Annotated in this window: 22 protein-coding genes; 18 read left to right on the top strand and 4 right to left on the bottom strand. The window is 38.5% G+C overall.

Annotated elements, in window-relative coordinates; all coding sequences use genetic code 11:
- Nucleotides 1-134: 134 nt before the first annotated feature.
- Together LDX58_RS16080 and LDX58_RS16075 are read right to left on the bottom strand one after the other, a co-directional pair.
- Nucleotides 135-671: a transcription repressor NadR gene (locus tag LDX58_RS16080; RefSeq protein WP_227937840.1), complete on the bottom strand. Its 537-nt coding sequence runs from the start codon at nt 669-671 to the stop codon at nt 135-137.
- A gap of 5 nt (nt 672-676) precedes the next feature.
- Entirely contained in the window at nt 677-1,804 is a 1,128-nt protein-coding gene (locus tag LDX58_RS16075; protein WP_227937839.1) for an IscS subfamily cysteine desulfurase, read from the bottom strand.
- 125 nt (nt 1,805-1,929) lie between these two features.
- On the opposite strand from LDX58_RS16075, the gene nadB reads away from it, so the two are divergent.
- The 12 genes from nadB (at nt 1,930) to yajC (ending at nt 13,354) form a co-directional block, all read left to right on the top strand.
- Nucleotides 1,930-3,507, top strand: coding sequence for an L-aspartate oxidase (gene nadB / locus LDX58_RS16070; protein WP_227937838.1), 1,578 nt, complete (start codon nt 1,930-1,932; stop codon nt 3,505-3,507).
- A gap of 12 nt (nt 3,508-3,519) precedes the next feature.
- Nucleotides 3,520-4,362 carry a carboxylating nicotinate-nucleotide diphosphorylase gene (nadC, locus tag LDX58_RS16065; RefSeq protein WP_227937837.1) on the top strand — a complete coding sequence of 281 codons (843 nt, stop codon included), beginning with the start codon at nt 3,520-3,522 and terminating at the stop codon, nt 4,360-4,362.
- The gene (gene nadA / locus LDX58_RS16060) at nt 4,363-5,469 is read left to right on the top strand and encodes a quinolinate synthase NadA (protein ID WP_227937836.1); all 1,107 of its coding nucleotides are present in this window, start codon (nt 4,363-4,365) and stop codon (nt 5,467-5,469) included.
- A 249-nt stretch (nt 5,470-5,718) separates the two neighbouring features.
- Nucleotides 5,719-6,759, top strand: coding sequence for a SafA/ExsA family spore coat assembly protein (gene safA / locus LDX58_RS26775; protein WP_372459217.1), 1,041 nt, complete (start codon nt 5,719-5,721; stop codon nt 6,757-6,759).
- A 132-nt stretch (nt 6,760-6,891) separates the two neighbouring features.
- Nucleotides 6,892-7,983 (top strand): YhcN/YlaJ family sporulation lipoprotein, encoded by a 1,092-nt coding sequence (locus LDX58_RS16050; protein WP_227937835.1) that lies wholly within the window; start codon nt 6,892-6,894, stop codon nt 7,981-7,983.
- 188 nt (nt 7,984-8,171) lie between these two features.
- Nucleotides 8,172-8,735, top strand: coding sequence for an intercompartmental signaling factor BofC (locus tag LDX58_RS16045; protein ID WP_227937834.1), 564 nt, complete (start codon nt 8,172-8,174; stop codon nt 8,733-8,735).
- A 148-nt stretch (nt 8,736-8,883) separates the two neighbouring features.
- Nucleotides 8,884-9,483, top strand: coding sequence for a Holliday junction branch migration protein RuvA (ruvA, locus tag LDX58_RS16040; protein ID WP_227937833.1), 600 nt, complete (start codon nt 8,884-8,886; stop codon nt 9,481-9,483).
- An 18-nt stretch (nt 9,484-9,501) separates the two neighbouring features.
- Entirely contained in the window at nt 9,502-10,503 is a 1,002-nt protein-coding gene (gene ruvB / locus LDX58_RS16035) for a Holliday junction branch migration DNA helicase RuvB (RefSeq protein WP_227937832.1), read from the top strand.
- Nucleotides 10,500-10,718, top strand: a complete 219-nt coding sequence (locus LDX58_RS16030; RefSeq protein ID WP_227937831.1) for a DUF2905 domain-containing protein — start codon at nt 10,500-10,502, stop codon at nt 10,716-10,718. The genes ruvB and LDX58_RS16030 overlap by 4 nt, the downstream gene beginning before the upstream one ends.
- A gap of 92 nt (nt 10,719-10,810) precedes the next feature.
- Nucleotides 10,811-11,836, top strand: a complete 1,026-nt coding sequence (gene queA, locus LDX58_RS16025; RefSeq protein ID WP_227937830.1) for a tRNA preQ1(34) S-adenosylmethionine ribosyltransferase-isomerase QueA — start codon at nt 10,811-10,813, stop codon at nt 11,834-11,836.
- A 13-nt stretch (nt 11,837-11,849) separates the two neighbouring features.
- The gene (gene tgt / locus LDX58_RS16020; protein ID WP_227937829.1) at nt 11,850-12,989 is read left to right on the top strand and encodes a tRNA guanosine(34) transglycosylase Tgt; all 1,140 of its coding nucleotides are present in this window, start codon (nt 11,850-11,852) and stop codon (nt 12,987-12,989) included.
- Between the two features lie 101 nt (nt 12,990-13,090).
- Complete coding sequence (yajC, locus tag LDX58_RS16015) at nt 13,091-13,354, top strand: preprotein translocase subunit YajC (protein WP_227937828.1); 264 nt, start codon at nt 13,091-13,093, stop codon at nt 13,352-13,354.
- Nucleotides 13,355-13,407: 53 nt separating this feature from the next.
- On the opposite strand, the gene LDX58_RS16010 is transcribed toward yajC, so the two are convergent.
- The gene (locus LDX58_RS16010; protein ID WP_227937827.1) at nt 13,408-13,785 is read right to left on the bottom strand and encodes a TIGR04086 family membrane protein; all 378 of its coding nucleotides are present in this window, start codon (nt 13,783-13,785) and stop codon (nt 13,408-13,410) included.
- Between the two features lie 157 nt (nt 13,786-13,942).
- Between LDX58_RS16010 and LDX58_RS16005 the strand changes: the two genes are divergently transcribed.
- Together LDX58_RS16005 and LDX58_RS16000 are read left to right on the top strand one after the other, a co-directional pair.
- Entirely contained in the window at nt 13,943-15,232 is a 1,290-nt protein-coding gene (locus LDX58_RS16005; RefSeq protein ID WP_227937826.1) for an ArsB/NhaD family transporter, read from the top strand.
- An 81-nt stretch (nt 15,233-15,313) separates the two neighbouring features.
- Nucleotides 15,314-15,967 (top strand): DUF421 domain-containing protein, encoded by a 654-nt coding sequence (locus LDX58_RS16000; RefSeq protein ID WP_227937825.1) that lies wholly within the window; start codon nt 15,314-15,316, stop codon nt 15,965-15,967.
- 151 nt (nt 15,968-16,118) lie between these two features.
- Here LDX58_RS16000 and spoVB read toward each other — a convergent pair whose 3' ends face one another.
- Nucleotides 16,119-17,690, bottom strand: coding sequence for a stage V sporulation protein B (spoVB, locus tag LDX58_RS15995; RefSeq protein WP_227937824.1), 1,572 nt, complete (start codon nt 17,688-17,690; stop codon nt 16,119-16,121).
- Between the two features lie 219 nt (nt 17,691-17,909).
- Here spoVB and LDX58_RS15990 point away from each other — a divergent pair, with 219 nt between their 5' ends.
- The 4 genes from LDX58_RS15990 to secF all read left to right on the top strand — a co-directional run bounded on the left by LDX58_RS15990 (nt 17,910) and on the right by secF (nt 21,400).
- On the top strand, nt 17,910-18,395 hold the full coding sequence (locus tag LDX58_RS15990; protein WP_227937823.1) for a COG2426 family protein: 486 nt from the start codon (nt 17,910-17,912) through the stop codon (nt 18,393-18,395).
- Between the two features lie 170 nt (nt 18,396-18,565).
- A complete protein-coding gene (locus tag LDX58_RS15985; protein ID WP_227937822.1) occupies nt 18,566-18,832 on the top strand; it encodes a post-transcriptional regulator in 267 nt (88 codons plus the stop codon).
- Between the two features lie 332 nt (nt 18,833-19,164).
- A complete protein-coding gene (gene secD / locus LDX58_RS15980) occupies nt 19,165-20,466 on the top strand; it encodes a protein translocase subunit SecD (protein WP_227937821.1) in 1,302 nt (433 codons plus the stop codon).
- The gene (secF, locus tag LDX58_RS15975; RefSeq protein ID WP_227937820.1) at nt 20,456-21,400 is read left to right on the top strand and encodes a protein translocase subunit SecF; all 945 of its coding nucleotides are present in this window, start codon (nt 20,456-20,458) and stop codon (nt 21,398-21,400) included. The genes secD and secF overlap by 11 nt, the downstream gene beginning before the upstream one ends.
- Nucleotides 21,401-22,435: the final 1,035 nt, after the last annotated feature.

Genomic DNA, 22,435 nt, shown 5'->3' with positions numbered 1-22,435 from the left:
AAGAACCTTTGTCGAAACCAGACAAGGGTTCTTATTCAAAGATAGGAAAGTATAAAATTTGAGTGGATATTAGATGGGTCTCAATGAAGTATGAAAGCCTACTCTAAGAAAAGCAGACTGCGTCATTTTTCTAATCAATCATTCAGTATAATTCCTTTTTTATCTAGTACTTGGACAACTTTATCGAGTTGGTCATTGCTTTCTGCTTCTATGACGTGAAGGTGAACGCCATTTGTTAACTCTGATAACAGTGTAGATTGAGTTTTTTCGATTTTTAAGCAGAAATTTTCAACGTCTTGGCGAGTGGTGATCATGAGAGAAGCTGTGATTTCTCCATAGATTGCATGTTCGACAATGACCTGTTTTACTGTTACTCCATGATCAACTAAAATAAATAGCTCTTCTTTTGTCTCTGACGGTGAATGTTTGCAGGCTATAATTCGACTAACTCTATGAGTGGGATTGGTTTTTATTAAAATATATCCTTGTGCCGTTGCGACAATAGGGTGCTTTTTTGCTTTTAAGATTGAGATATCCTGAACAATAACTTGACGGCTTACATTCGTTCTTTTTGCTAATTCGCCTCCAGTTAAGGGTTTTTCACTAGTGGAAAGCCACTTAATCAGTAAGTCTCTTCGCTCTTCTCCGAGTATTTTTTTCCCTTCTTCCACATTAATCACTCCCCTTTTAATTCAATTAATAACTGTTTAAGATGGTCTATTAGTTTATATACTTCTTCTTCTGTCGTCCAGCGTCCAAAAGTTATTCTTATTAGTTCATGTGCTTCTTCTTTGGTTCGCCCTATACTTGTCATCGTATTGGAGGGGTGGGTGTCGCCTACACGACAAGCAGACCCAGTTGATATAGCCAAACCCTTTCGATTACATTCAAGCATCACTAATTGACCTTCAATCCCTTTTACTCTAAGGCTAATGTGAAACGGTAATCGCTTAGTAGGGTGCCCCTCGAAATAGATTCGTTCTTCTTTTTCAAAAGCGTCTATGACTAGTTGACGGAAATCGCTAAGTCGATTCATATCTGTTGCAACCATTGGAAGGTATTCATCTATTGCTGCAGCAAATGCTGCTATAGCCGGAACATCAACAGTACCTGCTCTAAAACCATTCTCATGAGTAGTCCCCTGAAGAAATGGTCTCCAGTGAGTGTGACTATTGATGTAAGCTGCCCCGACTCCCTTTGGTCCATAACACTTATGTGCAGAAAAGCTAGCACTCGTTAAAACATGTGTTGGGATAGCAATTTTGCCAAAAGTTTGAACGCAATCACTATGAAAAAGTATATCATGTTTTGTTAAAACCTCACCTAATGATACTAAATCCTGAACCGTTCCAATCTCACTGTTAGCATGAGCAATTGAAACTAATATCGTGTCTTTTGAGAGGACGGATCTTAGTGAATCAGTGGTGACTTGTCCAAATTCATTAACTGGAACATGGATGATACGAAAGTCATGTTCTTTTAAATATGACATGGTTTGTTGAACGGAATGATGTTCACCTGCGGTTGTAATAATGGTTTTTCCTTTATGTTGATTAGCAAAGGCTAATCCAGTCAGAGTGAGGAAAGTAGCCTCTGAACCAGAGCCTGTGAAATAGACCTCACTTTGATCTACACTTAAGGCATCTGCTATCGTACGTCTGCTAAGGGATAATACATCATCACTTTCAAGACCTCTACCATGTAGGCTGCGACTGTTTGCAAAAAAATCTGTAGCAACTCGATTATACGTTTCTAAAGCATATGAAGACATAGGTGTTGTTGCACTATAGTCAAGATAAATCATATCGATATCCCTCCTGTAACGATCCAATACATTCCATGTTAAATGATAAAAAAGCGCTTGTCACAATTCTTATTTTATGTAAAGATAGGTGACAAGACAACTGTAAAATACATGGGGGAATGAAAATGGCTGATAAAACAGTAGATGTTATCGTCATTGGTAGCGGTATTGCTGGTCTTATGACGGCTCATTTATTAGCTGATCACTTGAATGTGATGATTATCACAAAGTCTAATGCTGAGACAAGTAATTCAAGTTGGGCGCAAGGGGGGATGGCAGCCGCGATTAGCCCCCAGGATAATTGGCAGAAGCATTTAATGGATACAATCGAAGCAGGTCAAGATCACCATAATTACAGCAACGTTGAAATTCTTGTAAAACGAGCACCTGAAATGGTAAAGAAGTTATTAGAATTAGGGGTACCGTTTGACAGAAGTAGTGACGGTTCTCTCCTTTTGGGGATGGAAGGGGCTCACCAAGAAAGACGAATTGTTCATGTGAATGGTGATAAGACAGGAGAAGCCTTTACAAAAGCTTTGTTAAAAGCAGTGAAAGAAAGAGTAACAATTGCTGACCATACACAAGTGTATGAACTAATCTTAAATAATGAACGCGTAGTAGGCGTGAAAACGAATAAAGAAATCATATTTGCAAAAACGATCGTCTTAGCGACTGGCGGTCTAGGGCAACTTTACAAACACACTTCTAATGTCAAAGAGGCAACTGGAGACGGCTTTGCTTTAGCCTATCGTGCAGGAGCGGTCTTACGGGATATGGAATTTATTCAATTCCATCCAACCTTACTTGCTGCAACAGGAACTGATACTTTTGAATTAATTAGTGAAGCGGTTCGTGGTGAAGGGGCAAAACTGATCGACGATAATGGCAAAAGATTGATGGAGAAAAACCCTTTAAAGGAATTAGCTCCTAGAGATGTTGTAAGTAGAGAGATACACAGAGCTTTAAGTGTTGGGAAAAAAATATATCTTGATTGTAGGGAGATAAGAAATTTTGCAAAAAGATTTCCAGGGCTCTCGGACCGCTGTGAAGCATTCGAAATAAATCCCAAATATGCTCTCCTGCCAGTAGCTCCTGGCGCTCATTTTATAAGTGGGGGAGTACAAACAGATTCAGTAGGACGCACGACAGTTGAAGGACTGTTTGCTGTAGGAGAAGTTGCTTGTACAGGAGTGCATGGAGCCAATCGACTTGCTAGCAATTCATTGTTAGAGGGAATGGTTTTTGCTGAACAACTGGTTAAACATATTCTATCGCAATCTTTTACACTGCATACATCTAACCAACTTTTATTGACGGTGAAAAGAAAGGACAGCACATTTGTAGATTTGCCAAGTAAAAGCGAGATACAAGAACAGATGACCGATCTAGTGGGAATTGAACGAGACAAACAAGGATTGGAACAGATGAAACAATGGTTACAACCCTTTTTATTTACAGCGAGCCAAGTTTTTGATTCTGACAATAGTGATATTTTAGAGCGGAAAAATATGGTACTGATCGCCTCATTCATAACAGAGGCTGCTCTATTGAGAACGGAGAGTCGAGGCGGACATTATCGGACAGATTATCCAGAGCGCGATGATAATAAATGGATGGGGCGCTACCTGTTAAGCTCTAAAAAAGATGGATTAACAAATGTGTTAGAAATAAATAATTCAAAAGTGGCAAGTACGAGTTTGTAGGGGGAGAAATAGTTGAATAAATTACTGTTGAAAAGTCAGCTTGAGCAATTTTTTATCGAAGATTTAGGTGAAATAGATATCACTGCAGAATCTTCTATTGCTCCTGATGCAAAGGGAAAAGCATATATCAAGGCAAAAGAAGATGGTGTCATGGCAGGGAGGGATCTTTTGTCTGTTGGCTATCATATTTTAGATCCGATGATTATAGTTACGGTTCTTATTAATGATGGCGATTCATTTCGCAAAGGCGATATTATTGCTAGCATGGAAGGGAACGTTATCAGTCTTTTGGCAGGAGAAAGAGTGTTATTAAATCTCTTGCAACGTATGTCGGGTATAGCAACGATGACAAAGAAAGCGATAAGTGTACTTGATGATAACAGCATACGAATTTGTGATACAAGAAAGACAACTCCAGGTTTAAGAATGCTTGAGAAATATGCTGTACGTTGTGGCGGGGGATTCAACCATCGTAGGAATCTAAGTGATGCTATTCTTTTAAAAGAAAATCATTTACTAGCCTCTGGAGGAATAAAAAAGGCTGTAAATGCTGTACGAGAGAGAGTTGGCCACATGGTGAAAATTGAAGTTGAAACAACAAATGAACAAGAAGTACTTGAAGCTATAGAAGCCAAAGTTGATGTCATCATGTTTGACAATGCTACTGCAAAGAACATTAAAGGCTATGTAAAACAGGTTCCAACTGGGATTACAACAGAAGCTTCGGGTGGGATCAACTTAGAATCCCTACCTTCTTTTAGTGGATGTGGTGTTCATTATATTTCGTTAGGTTGTTTAACACATTCTGTAAAGTCAGTTGACTTGAGTTTCTTATTAGAAGAGGGGGTATTATAAGTGAATTTTCTTGAAAAAGTAGCCACGCTTGATCGATTACCTGAAACATATAGAGATATGACAATCGATGAAAAACGTGAACGTATTTATGAAATAAAACGAATACTAGGCAATCGTCTATTCATTCCAGGTCATCATTATCAGCGCGATGAAGTGATTGAATTTGCAGATGCAACAGGAGATTCTCTTCAATTAGCTCAGCTGTCAAAAACAAATAGAGATGCCGAGTATATTGTTTTTTGTGGCGTTCATTTTATGGCAGAGACGGCTGATATGCTTACAACTAGTAATCAACACGTTATATTACCAGATCTAAAAGCAGGTTGTTCAATGGCTGATATGGCAGATATCGCCCAAACTGAAAAAGCTTGGGTCGAATTGCAAAAAGTGTATGGAGACACAATTTTGCCACTAACATATGTAAATAGTACAGCGGCGATCAAAGCATTTTGTGGAAGAAACGGTGGAGCTACTGTTACCTCATCAAATGCAAAGGCGATGGTTGAATGGGCTTTTACTCAGAAACAAAGATTGTTGTTTCTACCTGACCAACACTTGGGGAGAAATACAGCATACGACCTTGGGATTGAGCTACATGAAATGGCTATTTGGGATCCAATTGGTCATGAACTTGTTTGTGATGGTCCGATCGAAAATGTAAAGGTGATTTTATGGAAAGGACATTGTTCTGTCCATGAAAAGTTCACAGTTGCCCAAATTGAAGAGTTACGTCGTACATCACCAGAAACAAATATCATTGTTCATCCTGAATGTACGTTTGAAGTCGTGCAAGCTTCAGATATGAATGGGTCAACTCATTTTATTATCGAAACAATCAGTCAAGCAGCACCTGGGACTACTTGGGCTGTAGGAACGGAAATGAATTTAGTTAACCGTTTAGCGCAACAACATCCTGATAAGAACATCTATTCTTTAAACCCAACAATGTGTCCTTGTCTTACGATGAATAGGATTGATTTAGATCACTTACTTTGGTCTTTAGAGGAGATAATGAATGGCAATCTCCACTATCCTATAACTGTTGATGAAAAAACTACGATAGAAGGTAATTTAGCATTAAAAAGAATGCTCGATCGTCCTTCTTGAATGAGGTAAAACTAAATGTTTTAGACATTACACTATGAGGTTACTGAAAATGGTGAAAATGACCATTTTCAGTGGTCTCTTTTTCTTTTCGATTAGGCATAAACCTATTTTTTCCGACATATGCTGTGCTGAGCCCCTTGAATCATTAGTCTTTCCTTGATTTTTAAAGACCTTAATAGGTAAAGTGGCGTGTCAATTCGCCTACAGTCACATAGGATGTAAAGAACGGTTTGAGGAGGGAATGTTAACGTGAAAATTCATATTGTACAAAAAGGTGATACACTTTGGAAACTGGCACAGAAGTACGGTGTCGATTTTGAACAGTTGAAATCAGCTAATAATCAACTGTCGAATCCAGATATGATTATGCCTGGTATGAAAATTAAAGTGCCGACGGGAAGTGTCCCAGTTAAGAAGGAAGCTCAAGTCAAAGAACAACCGAAAAAAGAAGTTCAAATTGCTCCACAAGCAAAAGAAGAACCCATAATGGAAATGCCACAAATGCCACATATGGAAATGCCAGTAATGCCACAAAAAATGATGCAGCCTACTAAAAACGAAATTGATGTGAATACCTATCAAACAAATGTTAATTTTTATCAACCGCAACAACAGGGGAAACCAAAACCAAAAATGCCGACCGTTCAAAAACCACCTGTGTCAAAAAAGGTTGAACCCAAAAAAGAAATGATAAAACCTAAAGCAGAAGTTAAACCTATAAAAAAGAAAACGTATGAACCTAAACACTATGCGCCGAAACAACCAATGCCGCAAATGCAACCAATCATGCAACCGCCAATGCCAATGCAGCCACCAATGTGTCCACCAAAGCAACAACCAATGTGTCCACCACAGTACCTACCAGTAAGTCCATTAATGCCTGGATGTGGGCCAACACCACAATCTTATGGGACACCAATGCAGCCACAACCATATCAACCGCCAATGCAACCACAGTATCAACCAAATCAAGAGCCTATGCCGCATTTTCCGTCTCAACAACAGATGCCACAAAATTATCAGCCTAATCATACACAAATGCCCAACTATCCACAACAGCCAATGATGCCACAACAGCCACAACAGCCACAACAACAAATGCCTTATATTCCACCAAACACAATGCCAATGCAACAAGCCATGCCTTATCAGTCCAATTTCCCTGGACAGATGAATGATTGTTGCGGACCAACTTATCCAGTAACGTATGGCCCAAATGGTCAAATGATGCCGGCTCAAGACCCATTTTTTATGCAAGGCTATCATGAATCAGATGATTATGATGATTAATAAGACATAAGGTTGATGAGACAGAGTCATCTGAATAGATGGCTCTTTTGTTATGGAATGAAAACCAAGAACTAACAGTGTAAAGAACCTCTTATGAAGCCATGATAAGTGTTGAAAGGGGGAATTTAAAAAATGAAAAAAATCGCTATGTCAGTCGCAGCTGCAACCATGCTATTAGGCGGTCTTGCAGGCTGTGGAACAGATAATCAAGCAACAGATATGGGTGCTAATAATTATCAGACAGGTGCTAGAGCACAGGATATGCGTGATGGTGGGGCTACTACAGGTCGTTACCAGGGAGAAGGACCATTAACAGACATGATGACTCGTGATGATCGAACTACTACTGGATTAGGTACAGACCGATCTGGTCAACGTGGTATAGGTCAAGGTCGTACAGGACAAACCGGTTTAGATGCAGGTCAAGGTAGAGCTGGTGGTTTCTTCGGTTTAGAAAGAGATGGAACGCGTACGCATTTAAATAATTATCAGACACGTGGAAATCGTGACGGTGTCCATTATAGTAATACTGGACGCGATACTGTTGGTACTAACCAAGGCTTGTTCGGAACTCAAGGTGCACAAGGTATATACGGACGCCAAGGTACGGATGCAGGTACAGATCGTGCTGGATTAACCGGTGGAAACCGTCCTGGTATGGTTGATGAAGATGGAATTTTACGTGGAAGAGCGCGTGGAGGAACTGGAGCTTTAGGAACTACGCAAGGTCATCGTCGTCAAGGTCAAGGTGCCATGAACTTAGAAGGTCGTCGTGGTTTAATGAATCAAGGGACAGAACAAGGAACTACTGACCAGGGTAACCGTACGGGTGTTCACCAAGGTCAAGGTAGACAAGCACAGGATACAGTGAATTATCACAAGGATTATGACGGTCAAACGGCTCAACGAATGGTCGAGCGTATTGAAAAAGTGGAAGGTGTAGAAGAAGCACGTGTTATTGTTCATGAGGATGATGTTGTAATTGGTATTACAGCTAATGAAGATATCAATAATGTGAAAAAAGAAGTTGAAAAAACTGCTAAAGGCTTAGCAAAGGATAAAGAAGTGCGTGTTACTACTGATAATGATGTTGTAGGACGTATTAGAACAATGGATGACCAATTGCGTACTGGTACCGCATTTGATGAAATCGGTGCGACCTTTACAAGTATGCTTAATGATTTAGGTAGAGCAGTACAACGTCCATTTGAACGTTCACGTTAATTAAGGTAAAAAAGCAGTAGGTACAATCCTACTGCTTTTTTATGTATGTACATTTCATTAGAATTTAATTTAAGCATAATATGAATGATTACTTCCATTTATGGGCAACATTAGTTTATGAATGGAAGTTGTTATGCCGTGGCTTTGACATTACAGCTTAATTATTATCTGATGGTGGTGAAGAGCTGATGAAGCAATTACAACGAAATCAGCGATGTGTAATCTCCCTTTTTCTATCTATATTAATTGTTTTAACAGGTTTAGTTGTCTGGAACACGACAGTCATTGAAGGAAGTCAAATTGAAAAAGAGAGTCGAAAGCCTGAAACCGTCACTGTAATGGGACCACAGACCATTGATGTGATCTTAGAACGAGTATACTTAGATGGAGAAATAAGTCAAGAAAGAGTTCAAGAAACCATTTGGTCAACGGAGGATTTTTGGGCGTTCTATGAAGATTGGGTACTTATAGACCAAAATGAAACGGAAATGATCTTTAGAAAACAAATTGATGACATTTCACCTTTATTAAAGATGAATGGTTATTTTGGAATAACAGAAGAAGGAATTCTCTCTATTTATGAAGGTGAACCGAATAAGGAAAGAGTTATTCAGTCCTTTTTTCAATTAGATACGACTAAATTGAAGAGTCAACAACATTCAGATTTAATGAGAGGCATTCCTGTTCAGGATTTAAAACATTATGAAGAGGTGCTTCAAGCATTTGGGCAATATAAATCTAAACAAATGTAAAAACAGGGTGACTTAACATGTTTACGTTAAACAATAGATTGTTGTTTAATAAAAACGGTTCAGTCACCTCTTTTTGTTTAAATGACGATTTCTCTATTTTTATGCTAAAATAGAAATAAACGTTCGCATAATAGAGGGGAGTAAGCTGTTGATTGAATATGTAAGAGGCAAGCTAGTTGATATTGAAACACAGTACATTGTTGTAGACCATCATGGTTTAGCTTATCAAATATTTTGTCCTAATCCATATACGTATCAAAAAAATGTAGAACAAGATGTTCTCATTTATACATATCATTATGTAAGAGAAGATTTAGTTCGATTGTTTGGTTTTAAATCAAAGGAAGAAAGAGCTTTATTTGAGAAATTATTAAATGTTTCGGGGATTGGTCCAAAAGGCGCTTTAGCGATTTTAGCAACAGGACAACCGGAACATGTTGTCCATGCCATTGAAGAGGAAGATGAAGCCTATCTCGTTAAATTTCCTGGTGTAGGTAAGAAAACAGCAAGGCAAATTATTTTGGACCTTAAAGGGAAACTTGATGATTTTGCCCCGAGTTTATTTAAACGGGATACGGTTGCTTTACCTTTAAAAGAAAACGAGTTTTTAGAAGAAGCGCTAGAAGCATTACGTGCACTTGGCTATGTGGAGAAAGAGCTTAAAAAGGTACGTCCTCAATTAGAGGAAGAAGAGATGTCTATTGATGGCTATATTAAAAAAGCTCTGAAGTTGATGTTGAAGGCTTAGCTTGGAGGTGTATTATTTTTGGAAGAAAGAATGATTTCGGCAGAAGCAAAAAGTATGGAAAACGCTCTGGATCAGTCAATAAGACCCCAAAAGCTTGAGCAGTATATTGGTCAAGAGAAAGTGAAAAATAACCTTCAAATATTTATGGAAGCCGCTAAAATGCGTGAAGAGTGTCTAGATCACGTCCTTTTTTATGGGCCGCCGGGTTTAGGGAAAACGACGTTGGCAGGGATTATAGCTACAGAGATGGGGGTTCAAATGCGGACGACATCGGGTCCTGCAATTGAACGTCCTGGGGATCTAGCTGCGGTTTTAACGGCACTTGAGCCAGGTGATGTATTGTTTATAGATGAAATACATCGATTAAATCGAATGGTTGAAGAAGTTCTTTATCCTGCTATGGAAGACTTTTGTCTTGATATTGTTATTGGAAAAGGACCTACAGCCCGTTCAGTTCGGCTTGATTTGCCTCCATTTACATTAGTAGGTGCAACAACACGAGCAGGGATGTTATCCTCACCTTTAAGAGATCGTTTTGGTGTTTTAGCTCGTTTAGAGTACTATACAGAAAAAGAATTGGCCATCATAGTGAATAGGACAGCTGAAGTCTTTGAGACAAAAATTGAAGAGGGTGCATCTTTAGAAATCGCAAGGAGATCTCGTGGAACCCCTCGTATTGCGAACCGGTTGCTTCGGCGTGTACGTGACTTTGCCCAAGTAAAGGGTAATGGCCAGATCACTCTACAGTTAGCTCAGAATTCTCTCGAAGAATTACAAGTAGACAGTTTAGGACTTGACCATATTGACCATAAATTATTATATGGAATGATTGAAAAATATCGTGGAGGACCTGTTGGGTTGGACACAATCTCAGCAACGATTGGGGAAGAACCAGATACAATAGAGGATGTTTATGAACCGTATTTACTACAGATTGGGTTTATTCAGCGAACTCCAAGAGGAAGAGTGGTTACACCAGCCTGCTATCAACATTTCACTCTGGAGGTTCCTAGCCAATGAATTCATTTCCCAAAATATTAATAGCAATCGGTGTTTTTTTAATTTTTATTGGTGTGATCTGGCTCGTTATTGGACGATTTATTCCACTAGGGAAACTCCCAGGCGATATCTTGGTGAAGAGAGAAAACTCAACATTTTATTTTCCACTAATGACAAGTGTCGTTATAAGTATTATCTTATCATTACTGTTTTTTATTATTGGACGATTTCGTTAATATGTTGCAACGTAGTTAGAGTTTCGGTATGATAACAAAGATATCTATATGGAACGGAATATTAAAAAAAGGTCTAAAAGGTGAATCATAACATGAATGTAGAAGAGTTTGATTTTTATTTACCAGATGAGTTAATTGCCCAGGCGCCGCTTCCGGATAGGACGGCGTCTCGTTTGCTTGTCCTCGACCGAAAAACAGGAGAAACAAAAGATCGAGACTTTGTTTCAATTATCGATGAGCTTAACGACGGAGATTGCTTAGTTCTCAACGATACACGTGTATTACCAGCAAGATTATATGGCACTAAGAAAGACACGGGAGCCAGTATAGAGGTGCTGCTTTTAAAACAAATTCAGGGTGATGAGTGGGAGACGCTTGTAAAACCTGCAAAACGGGTGAAGAAAGGAACGATCATTTATTTCGGAGATGGTCGCTTAACCGCAGAGTGTACGGGGGAGGCAGGACATGGAGGACGTCTTCTTAAAATGAAATACGAAGGAATATTCCATGAGATTCTAGATGAATTAGGTGAGATGCCTCTTCCACCTTACATCAAGGAAACTCTTCCCGATCAAGAGCGATATCAAACCGTTTTTGCTAAACATCGAGGATCAGCTGCTGCGCCAACAGCTGGATTGCATTTTACTACAGAGCTTCTTGAACAAATTCAGCAAAAAGGAATTCATCTAGCTTTTATCACTTTGCATGTTGGGTTAGGAACTTTTAGACCGGTAAGTGTTGAAAATGTGGAAGAACATGAAATGCACGCTGAGTTTTACCAGATGAGCGCGGGAACTGCGCGACTTTTACGATCTGTTAAGGAAAATGGAGGAAGGGTTTTAGCTGTCGGAACGACTTCAGCTCGTACACTTGAAACAATTGTAAAGGAGTACGGCGACTATGAAGAGGCTTCAGGTTGGACATCTATTTTTATTTACCCTGGATATGAAGTACAAGGTTTTGATGGCTTACTAACTAATTTTCATTTACCTAAATCCACACTAGTTATGCTTGTTAGTGCCGTTGCTAGTAAAAAGTCAGTGATGGATGCTTATAAACATGCAGTAGAACAGAAATATCGCTTCTTTAGTTTTGGAGATGCGATGTTTATCCGCTAAAGGGGGAATTAACATGGCAGCTATTACGTATGAACATATAAAGACATGTAAGCAATCAGGGGCCAGACTTGGACGAGTTCATACACCACACGGCAGTTTTGAGACACCCATCTTTATGCCTGTAGGAACATTAGCAACTGTAAAAACGATGAGTCCAGAAGATCTTTATGATATGAATGCGCAAATCATTTTGAGTAATACGTATCACCTTTGGTTAAGACCTGGTCATGATATTATCAAAGAAGCTGGTGGTTTACATAAATTCATGAATTGGAAACGGCCAATTTTAACGGATTCTGGAGGATTTCAGGTCTTTAGTTTGAGTGACTTGCGTAAGATTGAGGAAGAGGGTGTCCACTTCCGAAATCATTTAAATGGCGATAAGTTATTTTTAAGTCCAGAAGGAGCTATGGAAATCCAAAATGCATTAGGCTCCGATATTATGATGGCATTTGATGAGTGTCCACCGTATCCTGCTGAACATGAGTATATGAAGAAGTCTGTAGAGCGGACAAGTCGTTGGGCAGAGCGTTGTGTAGAGGCCCATTCAAGAACAGAAGACCAAGGTTTATTTGGCATTGTTCAAGGTGGAGAATACGAGGATTTACGAAAGCAAAGTGCGGAAGATTTAGTGTCTCTTGATTTCCCTGGTTATGCAATAGGTGGTCTTTCTGTAGGGGAGCCTAAGCATGTAATGAATCGTGTCCTTGAATTTACCACTCCTCATTTACCGACTAATAAACCTCGTTATTTAATGGGTGTTGGTTCTCCGGATGCTCTAATTGATGGAGCGATACGCGGGATCGACATGTTTGATTGTGTGTTGCCAACTAGGATTGCAAGAAACGGGACGCTCATGACGAGTGAGGGAAGACTTGTTGTCCGAAATGCTAAGTACGCTCGAGACTTCAGACCTCTCGATGAGAATTGTGATTGCCATGTTTGTCAAAATTATTCGCGAGCTTATATTCGTCACTTAGTAAAATGTGAAGAAACATTCGGATTTAGACTAACCTCTTATCATAATCTATATTTCCTGTTAAACTTAATGGAGCAGGTTAGACAAGCGATACGAGAGGATCGATTACTTGATTTTAGAGAAGAGTTTTTTGAGTTATATGGCTTTAATAAGCCAAACGCAAAAAACTTCTAAACAGATAATATTCGTGCCTAGACCTGGTTTAGTTTTCTCATAGGATGATTGCGCTTGTCATGAGTATCATTCATGTTTAATTAACGAAAGGGGGGAAAGAAATGGAAATGTTTGGAACAATACTTCCGCTAATTTTGATGTTTGCGATTTTTTACTTCTTACTAATTCGTCCACAACAAAAGAAGCAAAAGCAAATTCGTGAGATGCATAGCTCAATACAACGTGGAGACAAGATTATTACCATCGGAGGAATTCATGGTACAATTGATTCTGTTGACGAAGATGTAATGGTTATTCTTGTTAATGATAATCGTAAGCTTACTTTTGATCGTGCAGCTGTACGTGAAATTGTTAATCCTGATTGATTAGTTAGTACATAAGAAAGCGTAGCGATTTTCGCTACGCTTTTTTACAATGTTTACTTATTACTTGAGAGATTCACGCCAATGATTCCCCCAAAAGCAGCCGCCAAAATATATCCCCCATGATACATATACTGTTCATTTGTAAAGCTATTATCGTAACCAAGATATTGAATAATGAATGTTAATAAAGAAAACAGCAATGCAGTAATTGCCCCAGCGATCCAACCTCTCTCTTTTGCTCTAGCCCCAGCTATAGTACCACCTAAAAACATGGTCACAAAAGCAACGATGGTAATAAGCCATTGTACTGAGTGTTCGGTGAGTGAAGTAAACGTTAAGACGAGTGATACAACAAGACTAAAAGAAAGAGCGATTACGAGAATCGTTGTTAAACCAAATAAAACGGCAGGAAAAAATCCACGATAAGTCAAAAAACTTCTCTCCTTTCAAAAGAAAAATAATAACTCTTATTACAGCTTATTCAGGCTTGTTCATAATAGACGCATTATTTGTTGTCTAATGAAATTTGGACATGTTTCAAACAAGCTTGTCATAAGATGGTAGAAATGTGAGGAGAGGAGTACAAACATGGGGGTAACCTTAGCTTTAATCATTTTTCTTTGCAGTTACTTTTTTATTATTACTGAGAAATTAAATCGAGCTGTCATCGCCTGCTTTGGTGGGGTACTCATGCTTGTATTTGGTGTGTATGAGATAAATGATGCCTTTTTGCACCATATAGATTGGCATACGATTACGCTTTTACTAGCAATGATGATTTTAGTTTCTATTACAAGTCAAAGTGGTTTTTTTGAGTATGTAGCAGTTTCGTTAGCAAAGGGGGTACGTGGCCGCCCGATTCCGTTGCTTGTAATGATTTCAAGTTTAACCGCTTTTGGATCAGCGTTTTTGAATAATGTGACAATGGTTTTGTTAATTGTTCCGATCATTTTTACCTTAACGACATTATTAAAGCTTCCAGCTGTTCCTTTTTTAATTACCATTGTAATGGCCTCAAATATAGGGGGGACGGCAACTCTTATTGGTGATCCTCCCAATTTAATGATTGGTCAAGCTGTGAGTCATTTAACATTCAATGATTTTCTTTTTCATCTGAGTCCTGTTGTTATTTTAATTTTTGCAGTGGTCATATTAGGATTAGTTGTTCTTTACAAAAAGCAACTGGTTGTTTCGAAAGAAGATCAAGCGAAGATACTAGCCATTGATCCAACTACATACATTAAAGATAAAAAACTGCTTGTTAAGTCGGTTTCGGTACTAACGCTGACTACTTTAGGTTTTGTTATTCAGCCATTTATTCATGTTGAATTAACGAGTATTGCGATGGTTGGCGCTCTGTTGTTAATGTTAATTACACATGAAGAACAAGAAATGGAAGAGGTTTTCCGTTCAATTGAATGGGTTACACTTTTTTTCTTTATCGGTTTGTTTATGCTTGTTGGTGGATTGAAGGAAGTAGGTATCATCGATGAGATTGCCAAATCAATTATCTATTTTACCGAAGGAGATCTGCCTAAAACGGCTTTAATCATTCTTTGGGGTTCAGGCATTTTATCCGGATTTGTCGATAATATTCCGTTTGTTGCTGCGATGATTCCTGTGATATTGGAGTTTCAAGAATTTGGAATGAATAATCTTGAACCGCTATGGTGGGCACTAGCTCTTGGTGCTTGCTTAGGAGGCAATGCCACGATTATTGGGGCAACGTCGAATGTAATTGTTGCGGGGATGGCAATAAAAGCAAAACATCCATTTAGCTACTGGGAATTCTTAAAAGTAGGTTTACCAGTTGCTATTGTTTCGTTTATTATCTCTACTGTTTACTTATATACTCGTTATCTTAGCCAATTTATGTAGGCTTTTTCCAAAAGCTTCAAATCATGTGTTCTTCTCCTTCGGTCATACTATTATTAGATATATCGCAAGGAGGAGAAATTAATGGATTATATGACGATCATGCTTAGAACCATATTCATCTACTTCATTATTCTCTTTGTTCTGCGATTTATGGGGAAAAGAGAAATTGGACAATTATCTGTACTAGATTTTGTTGTTTCAATCATGATTGCCGAACTTGCAGTTGTATCTATTGAAAATATTGATGTTCCAATGATGTATTCGATTATCCCAATTGTTATTTTATCTACAATTCAAATAGCGTTAGCTCTTATTTCTTTAAAAAATAATCATCTAAGAAAATTAATTGATGGCAAGCCGTCTGTATTAATAAATGAGGGGAAGATAGATGAGAAAGAAATGAGAAGACAGAGATATAATTTTGACGATCTTCTTGTTCAATTAAGGCAGAATAAGATAAGTAAAATATCGGATGTAGAGTTTGCGATTTTGGAGCCTTCTGGTAAATTATCCGTTATTGAAAAACAAGAGGGTGAGTACCAACAGCCTATGATGCCTCTGCCATTAATATTAGATGGAAAAGTCCAAGATGAACATTTAAGTCAAATCAACCAAACACCATTATGGTTACGTCAGCAAATGCGTAAGCTTGGTTATCGTGACATTAAAAAGATCTCCTACTGTGCATTAAAAGACCGAGATACCTTTTTCGTTGATTTAAAGGATGAAAGGTAAAAAAGCTCTACCTCTTGATATATGGTTAAAGAGGTGGAGCTTTTTATATTAGAATTAACCAAAATGATAATAACTGATTGAATAGATAATTCTGTTTATCTTACTAAATGAATTCGCTTCCTGAGCTTGTGACTCAGGAGGCGAATTCATTTTAAGAATGTGGAATAAGAGAGGCAATCCACTTTCCGAGAACAGGAATACGCATGGCTTCTTCATGTTTTATTAAACCTAATACAAGCATTAGTACACTATAGAAAATAGTGGTAACGCCGATTGCTAACAAAGTCTTCCAAAGATGAGTGAAAGAGGGAAAGGCAAATTGGGCAAGGAGGTAACCAATCCAGGTCGAAGCAGCAATGAGTATGATAGCTTTTCCAACCATCCTTGTGTCAATTGTGAAGCTAATCGTTTTAGCAACAGAAGCAAAATGAAGTAAAGTGACTAGAACAAAACCTATGACAACTGCAAGCGCTGCTCCCATAATCCCTAGTTCAGGTCTTGAAGCAAGTACAAAGATAGCGGCGATCTTAATCACGGCTCCAAATAAACTGTTCATCATGGCTGCTTTTGCAAGATCTAGTGCCTGTAAGGTAGCTTGCAAAGGACCTTGAAAATATAAAAATATGCTAAATGGCGACATCAATTTCAAGTAAGTTGCAACGGTTGGTGCATCGTACATCAAATCCATAATAGCCTCAGCGTACACATATAGGATGACAGCCGATATCCCACCTGATAAAAGAGCTAGTCGGAGTGCTTGGTTTAAACGATGGTGAATGGTTTTATAATGTTCTTTTGCAATCGCTTCACTAATAGCTGGGACAAGAGATACAGATAACGAATATGTTATAAACGTTGGCAATAAAAGCACAGGTATAACAAATCCTGCTAATTCCCCGTACTGTCTTGTTGCAATGACTGTGGCAACTCCAGCAAGCGCTAAGCTTTGAGCAACAACGATGGGCTCAAAAAATAAAGAAATAGATCCAATAAGACGACTTCCTGTCGCAGGAAGAGATATGGCCATTAGATCATGGAAGGTTTGTTTCCCTTCTTTTGCATAAGAAAAAAAGTTACGACGAAGTCTAAAACGTTTTTTTTGTTTAAACATAAAAATCATGTAAATAAGAGAGGCCAGTTCACCAATGACTACCGAAATCATTGCACCTGCTGCGGCGTATTCAATACCCATTGGTAAAAAAGCGGTTGTTAGTAGTGCTACAAGTGTAATTCGAACAACTTGCTCTATTACTTGAGAGTAAGCTGTAGGTTTCATATTTTGGCGACCTTGAAAATATCCACGCATCACAGATGATAAAGCAACAATGGGAACAATTGGGGCAATGGCGATTAATGGATAATATGCTCTTGCATCCGTTAAGAGATAATTAGAAACAAATGGTGCAAAGGCAATCATGGCTACGGTGAAAACGATGCTTAAAATAGTGGTAATAGTAAGTGATACAACAAGGATACGTTTAATCCTTTGTCGATCATTATTCGCTTCTGCTTCTGCAACTAGCTTTGAAATAGCAACCGGTAAGCCAAGTTGTGTTAAGGTAATGACTAGGAGCAAAGTTGGCACAGCCATCATATAAAGGCCTACCCCCTCTGATCCCATTATTCTAGCAACAACGATTCTATTCACAAAGCCTAGAAATCTTGTGATAAGACCGGCGATAATTAAAATGAACGCTCCTTTAAGAAATGTTTGCTTCGTCATGTATAGCCCCTACCTTCATAAAAAAATGATGGATATTTTGCGCTATTATTTATATGCTTAATAGTGGGTCAAGCATGACAAGTAGTTATATCGTTTATAAATAAACGTCGTTTTTTTTCTGTAATATTTTAAAGGAAGTAAGTGTAGACATGGCTTTACATGGCTTTACATCGATTTTCAGCCACTAGGAGATCTCAACTTTAGAGAGGAAGATTTAAAGTGAAAGAGGCAATTAAACAGTTTATATTTGATCATTTTAGTTTTTTACCACCTGAACTACTTGTTGTATTCATATCAGCACTGCCTATCCTTGAACTACGCGGAGGCATACCAGTTGCTCATCAACTAGGTTTTACTTTTTCGGAAGCTTTGCTTTATGGAATTGGTGGAAATTTGCTACCGATTATTCCGATCTTGTTGCTATTTCAACCTATTAGCAAATGGATGTTAAGATTTAAAGGATATAAACGTTTTTATGACTGGCTTTACAATCGGACGATGAGAAAAAGTGATAATGTAGAAAAGTTCGGAGCGATTGGATTAATTTTATTTACAGCGATTCCTCTGCCTACTACCGGTGCGTACTCTGCTTGTCTAGCTGCTATTCTTTTTTTTATCCCATTTCGATATGCACTTACAGCAATTGCGACAGGAGTAATTATTGCGGGATTTGGAATTGCAAGTCTGATGTATTCAGTTTTTTAAAGAAGGAAGAGTGTCTTGCATAGCGGATTCAACCAAATAAGTGTCTCTTAAAGCTAATCTGTCTTGATGAGAGGTCACTAAACGCTAAGATATCAGTCGGCAACTTGACACCTTAATTATTGTTAGGGGTAAGCGGGGCCGACCAAAGTTTTTTCTAGGGAGGATTAACAATGACAGAAAAACAGCAATTTGAAGTTTGGCGTGGTAATGTTGAGCCTGCTCTAATAAGTAAAGTAGATGAGCTTCACTTCCTTGGTTATAATCGTGCTACAGTTGGTGAAGTCTGGAATTGTGTATTACATCAGTTAAGAAAGAAAAAGGAGTTTATGCATTTAAATCAATTTGTGAGCGAGATCTTAACACTCAAGCCTCAAACGTTCATGACATGGCTTACGATCGATGCATATTCAGACCCAACCGATTTTTTTGCTAAATAGGTGTGTTATTAGAGGAAATTGACAGTGAATTTCTGGTAAAGTTATAATAGAACTATTGTGTTTAGCATGAGTACGGATTCAAAGATTATCATCTTTACATAATGGCAAAAGTCTTTTTGCTCTAGCGTAGCTTATGTAGAAAAATAGAGGCAGTGTTTCTCGAGCATTCATTCGGGTTAATAGCGCTAGGTGATTAGGAAGTTAAGAAAAAGCAAAGGTCACTGCCTAAAAATTCGAGGCTGGAATTTATTCGTTGGATAAATGTTACAACGAATGTTTCTTAAGAATTCTAAGCGAATTGGTGAGTTTTTCTAAGGAGGAAGAAGAGGAATATGAAAAAAGGGCGGATTTTCGCTTTTTTCCTGATAGTTGCTATTCTTGCAGGCTTAATTAGTACCACTGTTATGGGGATTGCGAAGGAAATAAAGCTAGGTCTAGATCTTCAAGGTGGGTTTGAAATTCTGTATAAAGTCGAACCAGCTAATGAGGGCGATTTAATTAATAATGATGTTTTAAGAGCAACGGTAAGTGCACTTAATCAAAGGGTTAACGTGTTAGGGGTTTCAGAACCGAACATTCGTATCGAAGGGGATGATCGAATTCGAGTTCAATTGGCCGGGGTTGAAGATCAACAAACCGCACGTGAGCTCCTTTCGACAGAAGCAAGCCTAACGATTCGAGATGTGTACGATGAAGTGTTGGTAGATGGTTCAGATTTGAGTCAAAATGGAGCTAGCGCAACATTCCATCCTGATACGAATGATCCGATGGTTACTTTAACACTAAAGGACGCTCGCCAAATGGAGCAAATCTCAAGAGATATGATTTCAAGAAATCCAGCTGAAAATTTATTAGTGATGTGGCTTGATTTTGAAGAGGGTGTGGACTCTTATGCGAATGAGGCGATGAAAGAAGATCCTAAATATTTATCAGCTGCTACTGTCATTGATGTTATACCTGGAAACACAGCGACTATTACAGGGAATTTCACTGTTGAAGAAACACAATTCCTAGCTGAGGTATTAAACGCAGGGGCGCTTCCAGTCCAACTTGAGGAATTGTTTTCGAACTCAGTAGGTGCCTCTTTAGGGGAACAAGCAATGCAAAAAACGGTTTACGCTGGATTTATTGGTATAGCATTAATTTTTCTTTACATGCTTTTCTATTACCGTTTTATGGGGATTATTGCTGTTATTACGTTAACAACCTATATTTATTTAGTCTTACTTGTATTTAATTGGATGAATGCAGTCCTCACGTTACCGGGTATTGCCGCTTTAATATTAGGTGTCGGGATGGCGGTGGATGCCAATATTATTACGTATGAACGAGTTAAAGAAGAGATACGCTCAGGAAAATCAATTATGTCTGCATTCAAGGCAGGAAGCCGTAGATCGCTTTCGACGATTCTTGATGCGAATATTACTACGATTCTAGCAGCTTCTGTCCTTTTTGCCTATGGGACAAGCTCTGTTCAAGGGTTTGCTGTTATGCTAATTGTTAGTATTTTAATGAGTTTTATTACGGCTGTATATGGTTCAAGGCTCCTTCTTGGCTTATGGGTAAATAGCCGAGCTCTGAATAAGAAATATCGTTTGTTCGGTGTAAAGGAAGGTGAAATCAATGAGCTTTAATTTTCAAAATAAACAAATCGATTTCGTCAAGCATCGAAAAAAGTTTTTCGTTTTTTCGGGTGCCTTTACATTGCTAGGAGTTATCTTGCTTCTTACACTAGGATTAAATCTTGGGATTGACTTTGAGAGTGGGTCAAGAGTTGATTTATTAGCTCAAGATACGTTAACGGCAGATGAAGTGTATGAGGATTTTGCTCAGATTGGCGAAGGTTACACTCCAGATGATATCCAGCTTGCTGGTGATAACAATGAATTGGCTAGTGTCGGTTTTATCGGAGTATTAACGGCAGCTGAGATTGTTGAGATTCAATCGTACTATGGAGAAAAATATGGAGCGGAACCGAGTATTAGTACGGTTGAGCCGATCATTGGGCAAGAATTAGCTCGAAATGCGTTATTTGCTGTGTTGATTGCATCAATTGGTATCATCATTTATGTAACGATTCGGTTTGAATTTTTATATGGACTCGCTGCAATTGTCGCTTTATTACATGATGCTTTTTTCATAATAGTTGTGTTTAGTTTGTTACAAATTGAAGTCAATGTTCCTTTTATTGCTGCTGTGTTAACAATAGTGGGTTATTCAATTAACGATACGATTGTTACATTTGATCGGATTAGAGAAAACATGAAACTTGCAAAACGAGTCAAAGACTTTAGTGACCTAGCTAGCATTGTAAATAAAAGTCTAGTTCAAACGTTAGGACGCTCAATCAATACCGTTTTAACTGTTGTATTTGCAGCTGCTGCAATCTTTATTTTTGGAGGAGAGGCAATTCGCTCCTTTGCTTTTGCCTTACTCGTAGGGCTTGTAGCTGGAACTTATTCTTCGATGTTTCTTGCATCTCAATTATGGTTAATTTGGAAAGCGAAGCAGTTTAAGAAAAACAAGTTAAATGCAAAACAGCAACCTGAAGGTGAACCAACTACTTAGAAGCATTTGCAACCCTTTGGAAATGGAAAGGGTACCAATTAGAGATAAATAGCTTGTTTTTGGGGGTGGAAATCTTATTGATTTTCATCTCTTTTTTTAACTTATATTTAGTACATTCAATACTGATGGATAAGCCGATAGGGAGTTGATACAGGTTGTGCAAATATAACTGTTTTTGTACAAAAAATTAAAAACTTGTGCAATTATAGTTGGTTTTTGTGCAAAAAATTAAAAACTCGTGCATATATCATTTATTCTTGTGCATAACGCTATGAAGGATCAAGTTTTTCTAGTAACCAGATTTGCCCCTCGATTCCCTGCATAACAAATGGAGAAAGGAAAAAGATTTCTCCATTCGTTATGCAGGGTGAAAGAGTAGGGAGTTTAGGTGGTTAAGAAAAACTAAGGCCTCCCTCGGAGTTCTGTACCTTGATTAGTGGTTTGAGTAGGGGATGAAAATTGGTGTGAGCCTCAATTATGTCTGGGGAGGTAGTTATTTGATTGGCCCCTCGATTCCCTGCATAACAAATGGAGAAAGGAAAAAGGTTTCACCATTCGTTATGCAGGGTGAAAGAGTAGGGAGTTTAGGTGGTTAAGAAAAACTAAGGCCTCCCCCGGAGTTCTGTACCTTGAATAGTGGTTTGAGTAGGGGATGAAAATTGGTGTGAGCCTCAATTATGTCTGGGGGGAGGTAGTTATTTGATTGGCCCCTCGATTCCCTGCATAACAAATGGAGAAAGGAAAAAGATTTCTCCATTCGTTATGCAGGGTGAAAGAGTAGGGAGTTTAGGTGGTTAAGAAAAACTAAGGCCTCCCTCGGAGTTCTGTACCTTGATTAGTGGTTTGAGTAGGGGATGAAAATTGGTGTGAGCCTCAATTATGTCTGGGGAGGTAGTTATTTGATTGGCCCCTCGATTCCCTGCATAACAAATGGAGAAAGGAAAAAGGTTTCACCATTCGTTATGCAGGGTGAAAGAGTAGGGAGTTTAGGTGGTTAAGAAAAACTAAGGCCTCCCCCGGAGTTCTGTACCTTGA

Origin of the sequence: Alkalihalobacillus deserti (assembly GCF_020734105.1) — a bacterium.
In the GTDB taxonomy this organism is placed as follows: domain Bacteria; phylum Bacillota; class Bacilli; order Bacillales; family Bacillaceae_D; genus Halalkalibacter; species Halalkalibacter deserti.
This window is presented reverse-complemented; position numbering and strand designations above follow the sequence as displayed.

Excerpts from the sequence above, each read along its gene's own strand:
- LDX58_RS16075 (WP_227937839.1), bottom strand. The coding sequence starts at position 1,804 with ATGATTTATCTTGACTATAGTGCAACAACACCTATGTCTTCATATGCT.
- nadB (WP_227937838.1), top strand. The coding sequence starts at position 1,930 with ATGGCTGATAAAACAGTAGATGTTATCGTCATTGGTAGCGGTATTGCT.
- LDX58_RS16050 (WP_227937835.1), top strand. The coding sequence starts at position 6,892 with ATGAAAAAAATCGCTATGTCAGTCGCAGCTGCAACCATGCTATTAGGC.
- LDX58_RS16045 (WP_227937834.1), top strand. The coding sequence starts at position 8,172 with ATGAAGCAATTACAACGAAATCAGCGATGTGTAATCTCCCTTTTTCTA.
- LDX58_RS16030 (WP_227937831.1), top strand. The coding sequence starts at position 10,500 with ATGAATTCATTTCCCAAAATATTAATAGCAATCGGTGTTTTTTTAATT.
- queA (WP_227937830.1), top strand. The coding sequence starts at position 10,811 with ATGAATGTAGAAGAGTTTGATTTTTATTTACCAGATGAGTTAATTGCC.
- tgt (WP_227937829.1), top strand. The coding sequence starts at position 11,850 with ATGGCAGCTATTACGTATGAACATATAAAGACATGTAAGCAATCAGGG.
- yajC (WP_227937828.1), top strand. The coding sequence starts at position 13,091 with ATGGAAATGTTTGGAACAATACTTCCGCTAATTTTGATGTTTGCGATT.
- LDX58_RS16005 (WP_227937826.1), top strand. The coding sequence starts at position 13,943 with ATGGGGGTAACCTTAGCTTTAATCATTTTTCTTTGCAGTTACTTTTTT.
- LDX58_RS16000 (WP_227937825.1), top strand. The coding sequence starts at position 15,314 with ATGGATTATATGACGATCATGCTTAGAACCATATTCATCTACTTCATT.
- spoVB (WP_227937824.1), bottom strand. The coding sequence starts at position 17,690 with ATGACGAAGCAAACATTTCTTAAAGGAGCGTTCATTTTAATTATCGCC.
- LDX58_RS15985 (WP_227937822.1), top strand. The coding sequence starts at position 18,566 with ATGACAGAAAAACAGCAATTTGAAGTTTGGCGTGGTAATGTTGAGCCT.
- secD (WP_227937821.1), top strand. The coding sequence starts at position 19,165 with ATGAAAAAAGGGCGGATTTTCGCTTTTTTCCTGATAGTTGCTATTCTT.
- secF (WP_227937820.1), top strand. The coding sequence starts at position 20,456 with ATGAGCTTTAATTTTCAAAATAAACAAATCGATTTCGTCAAGCATCGA.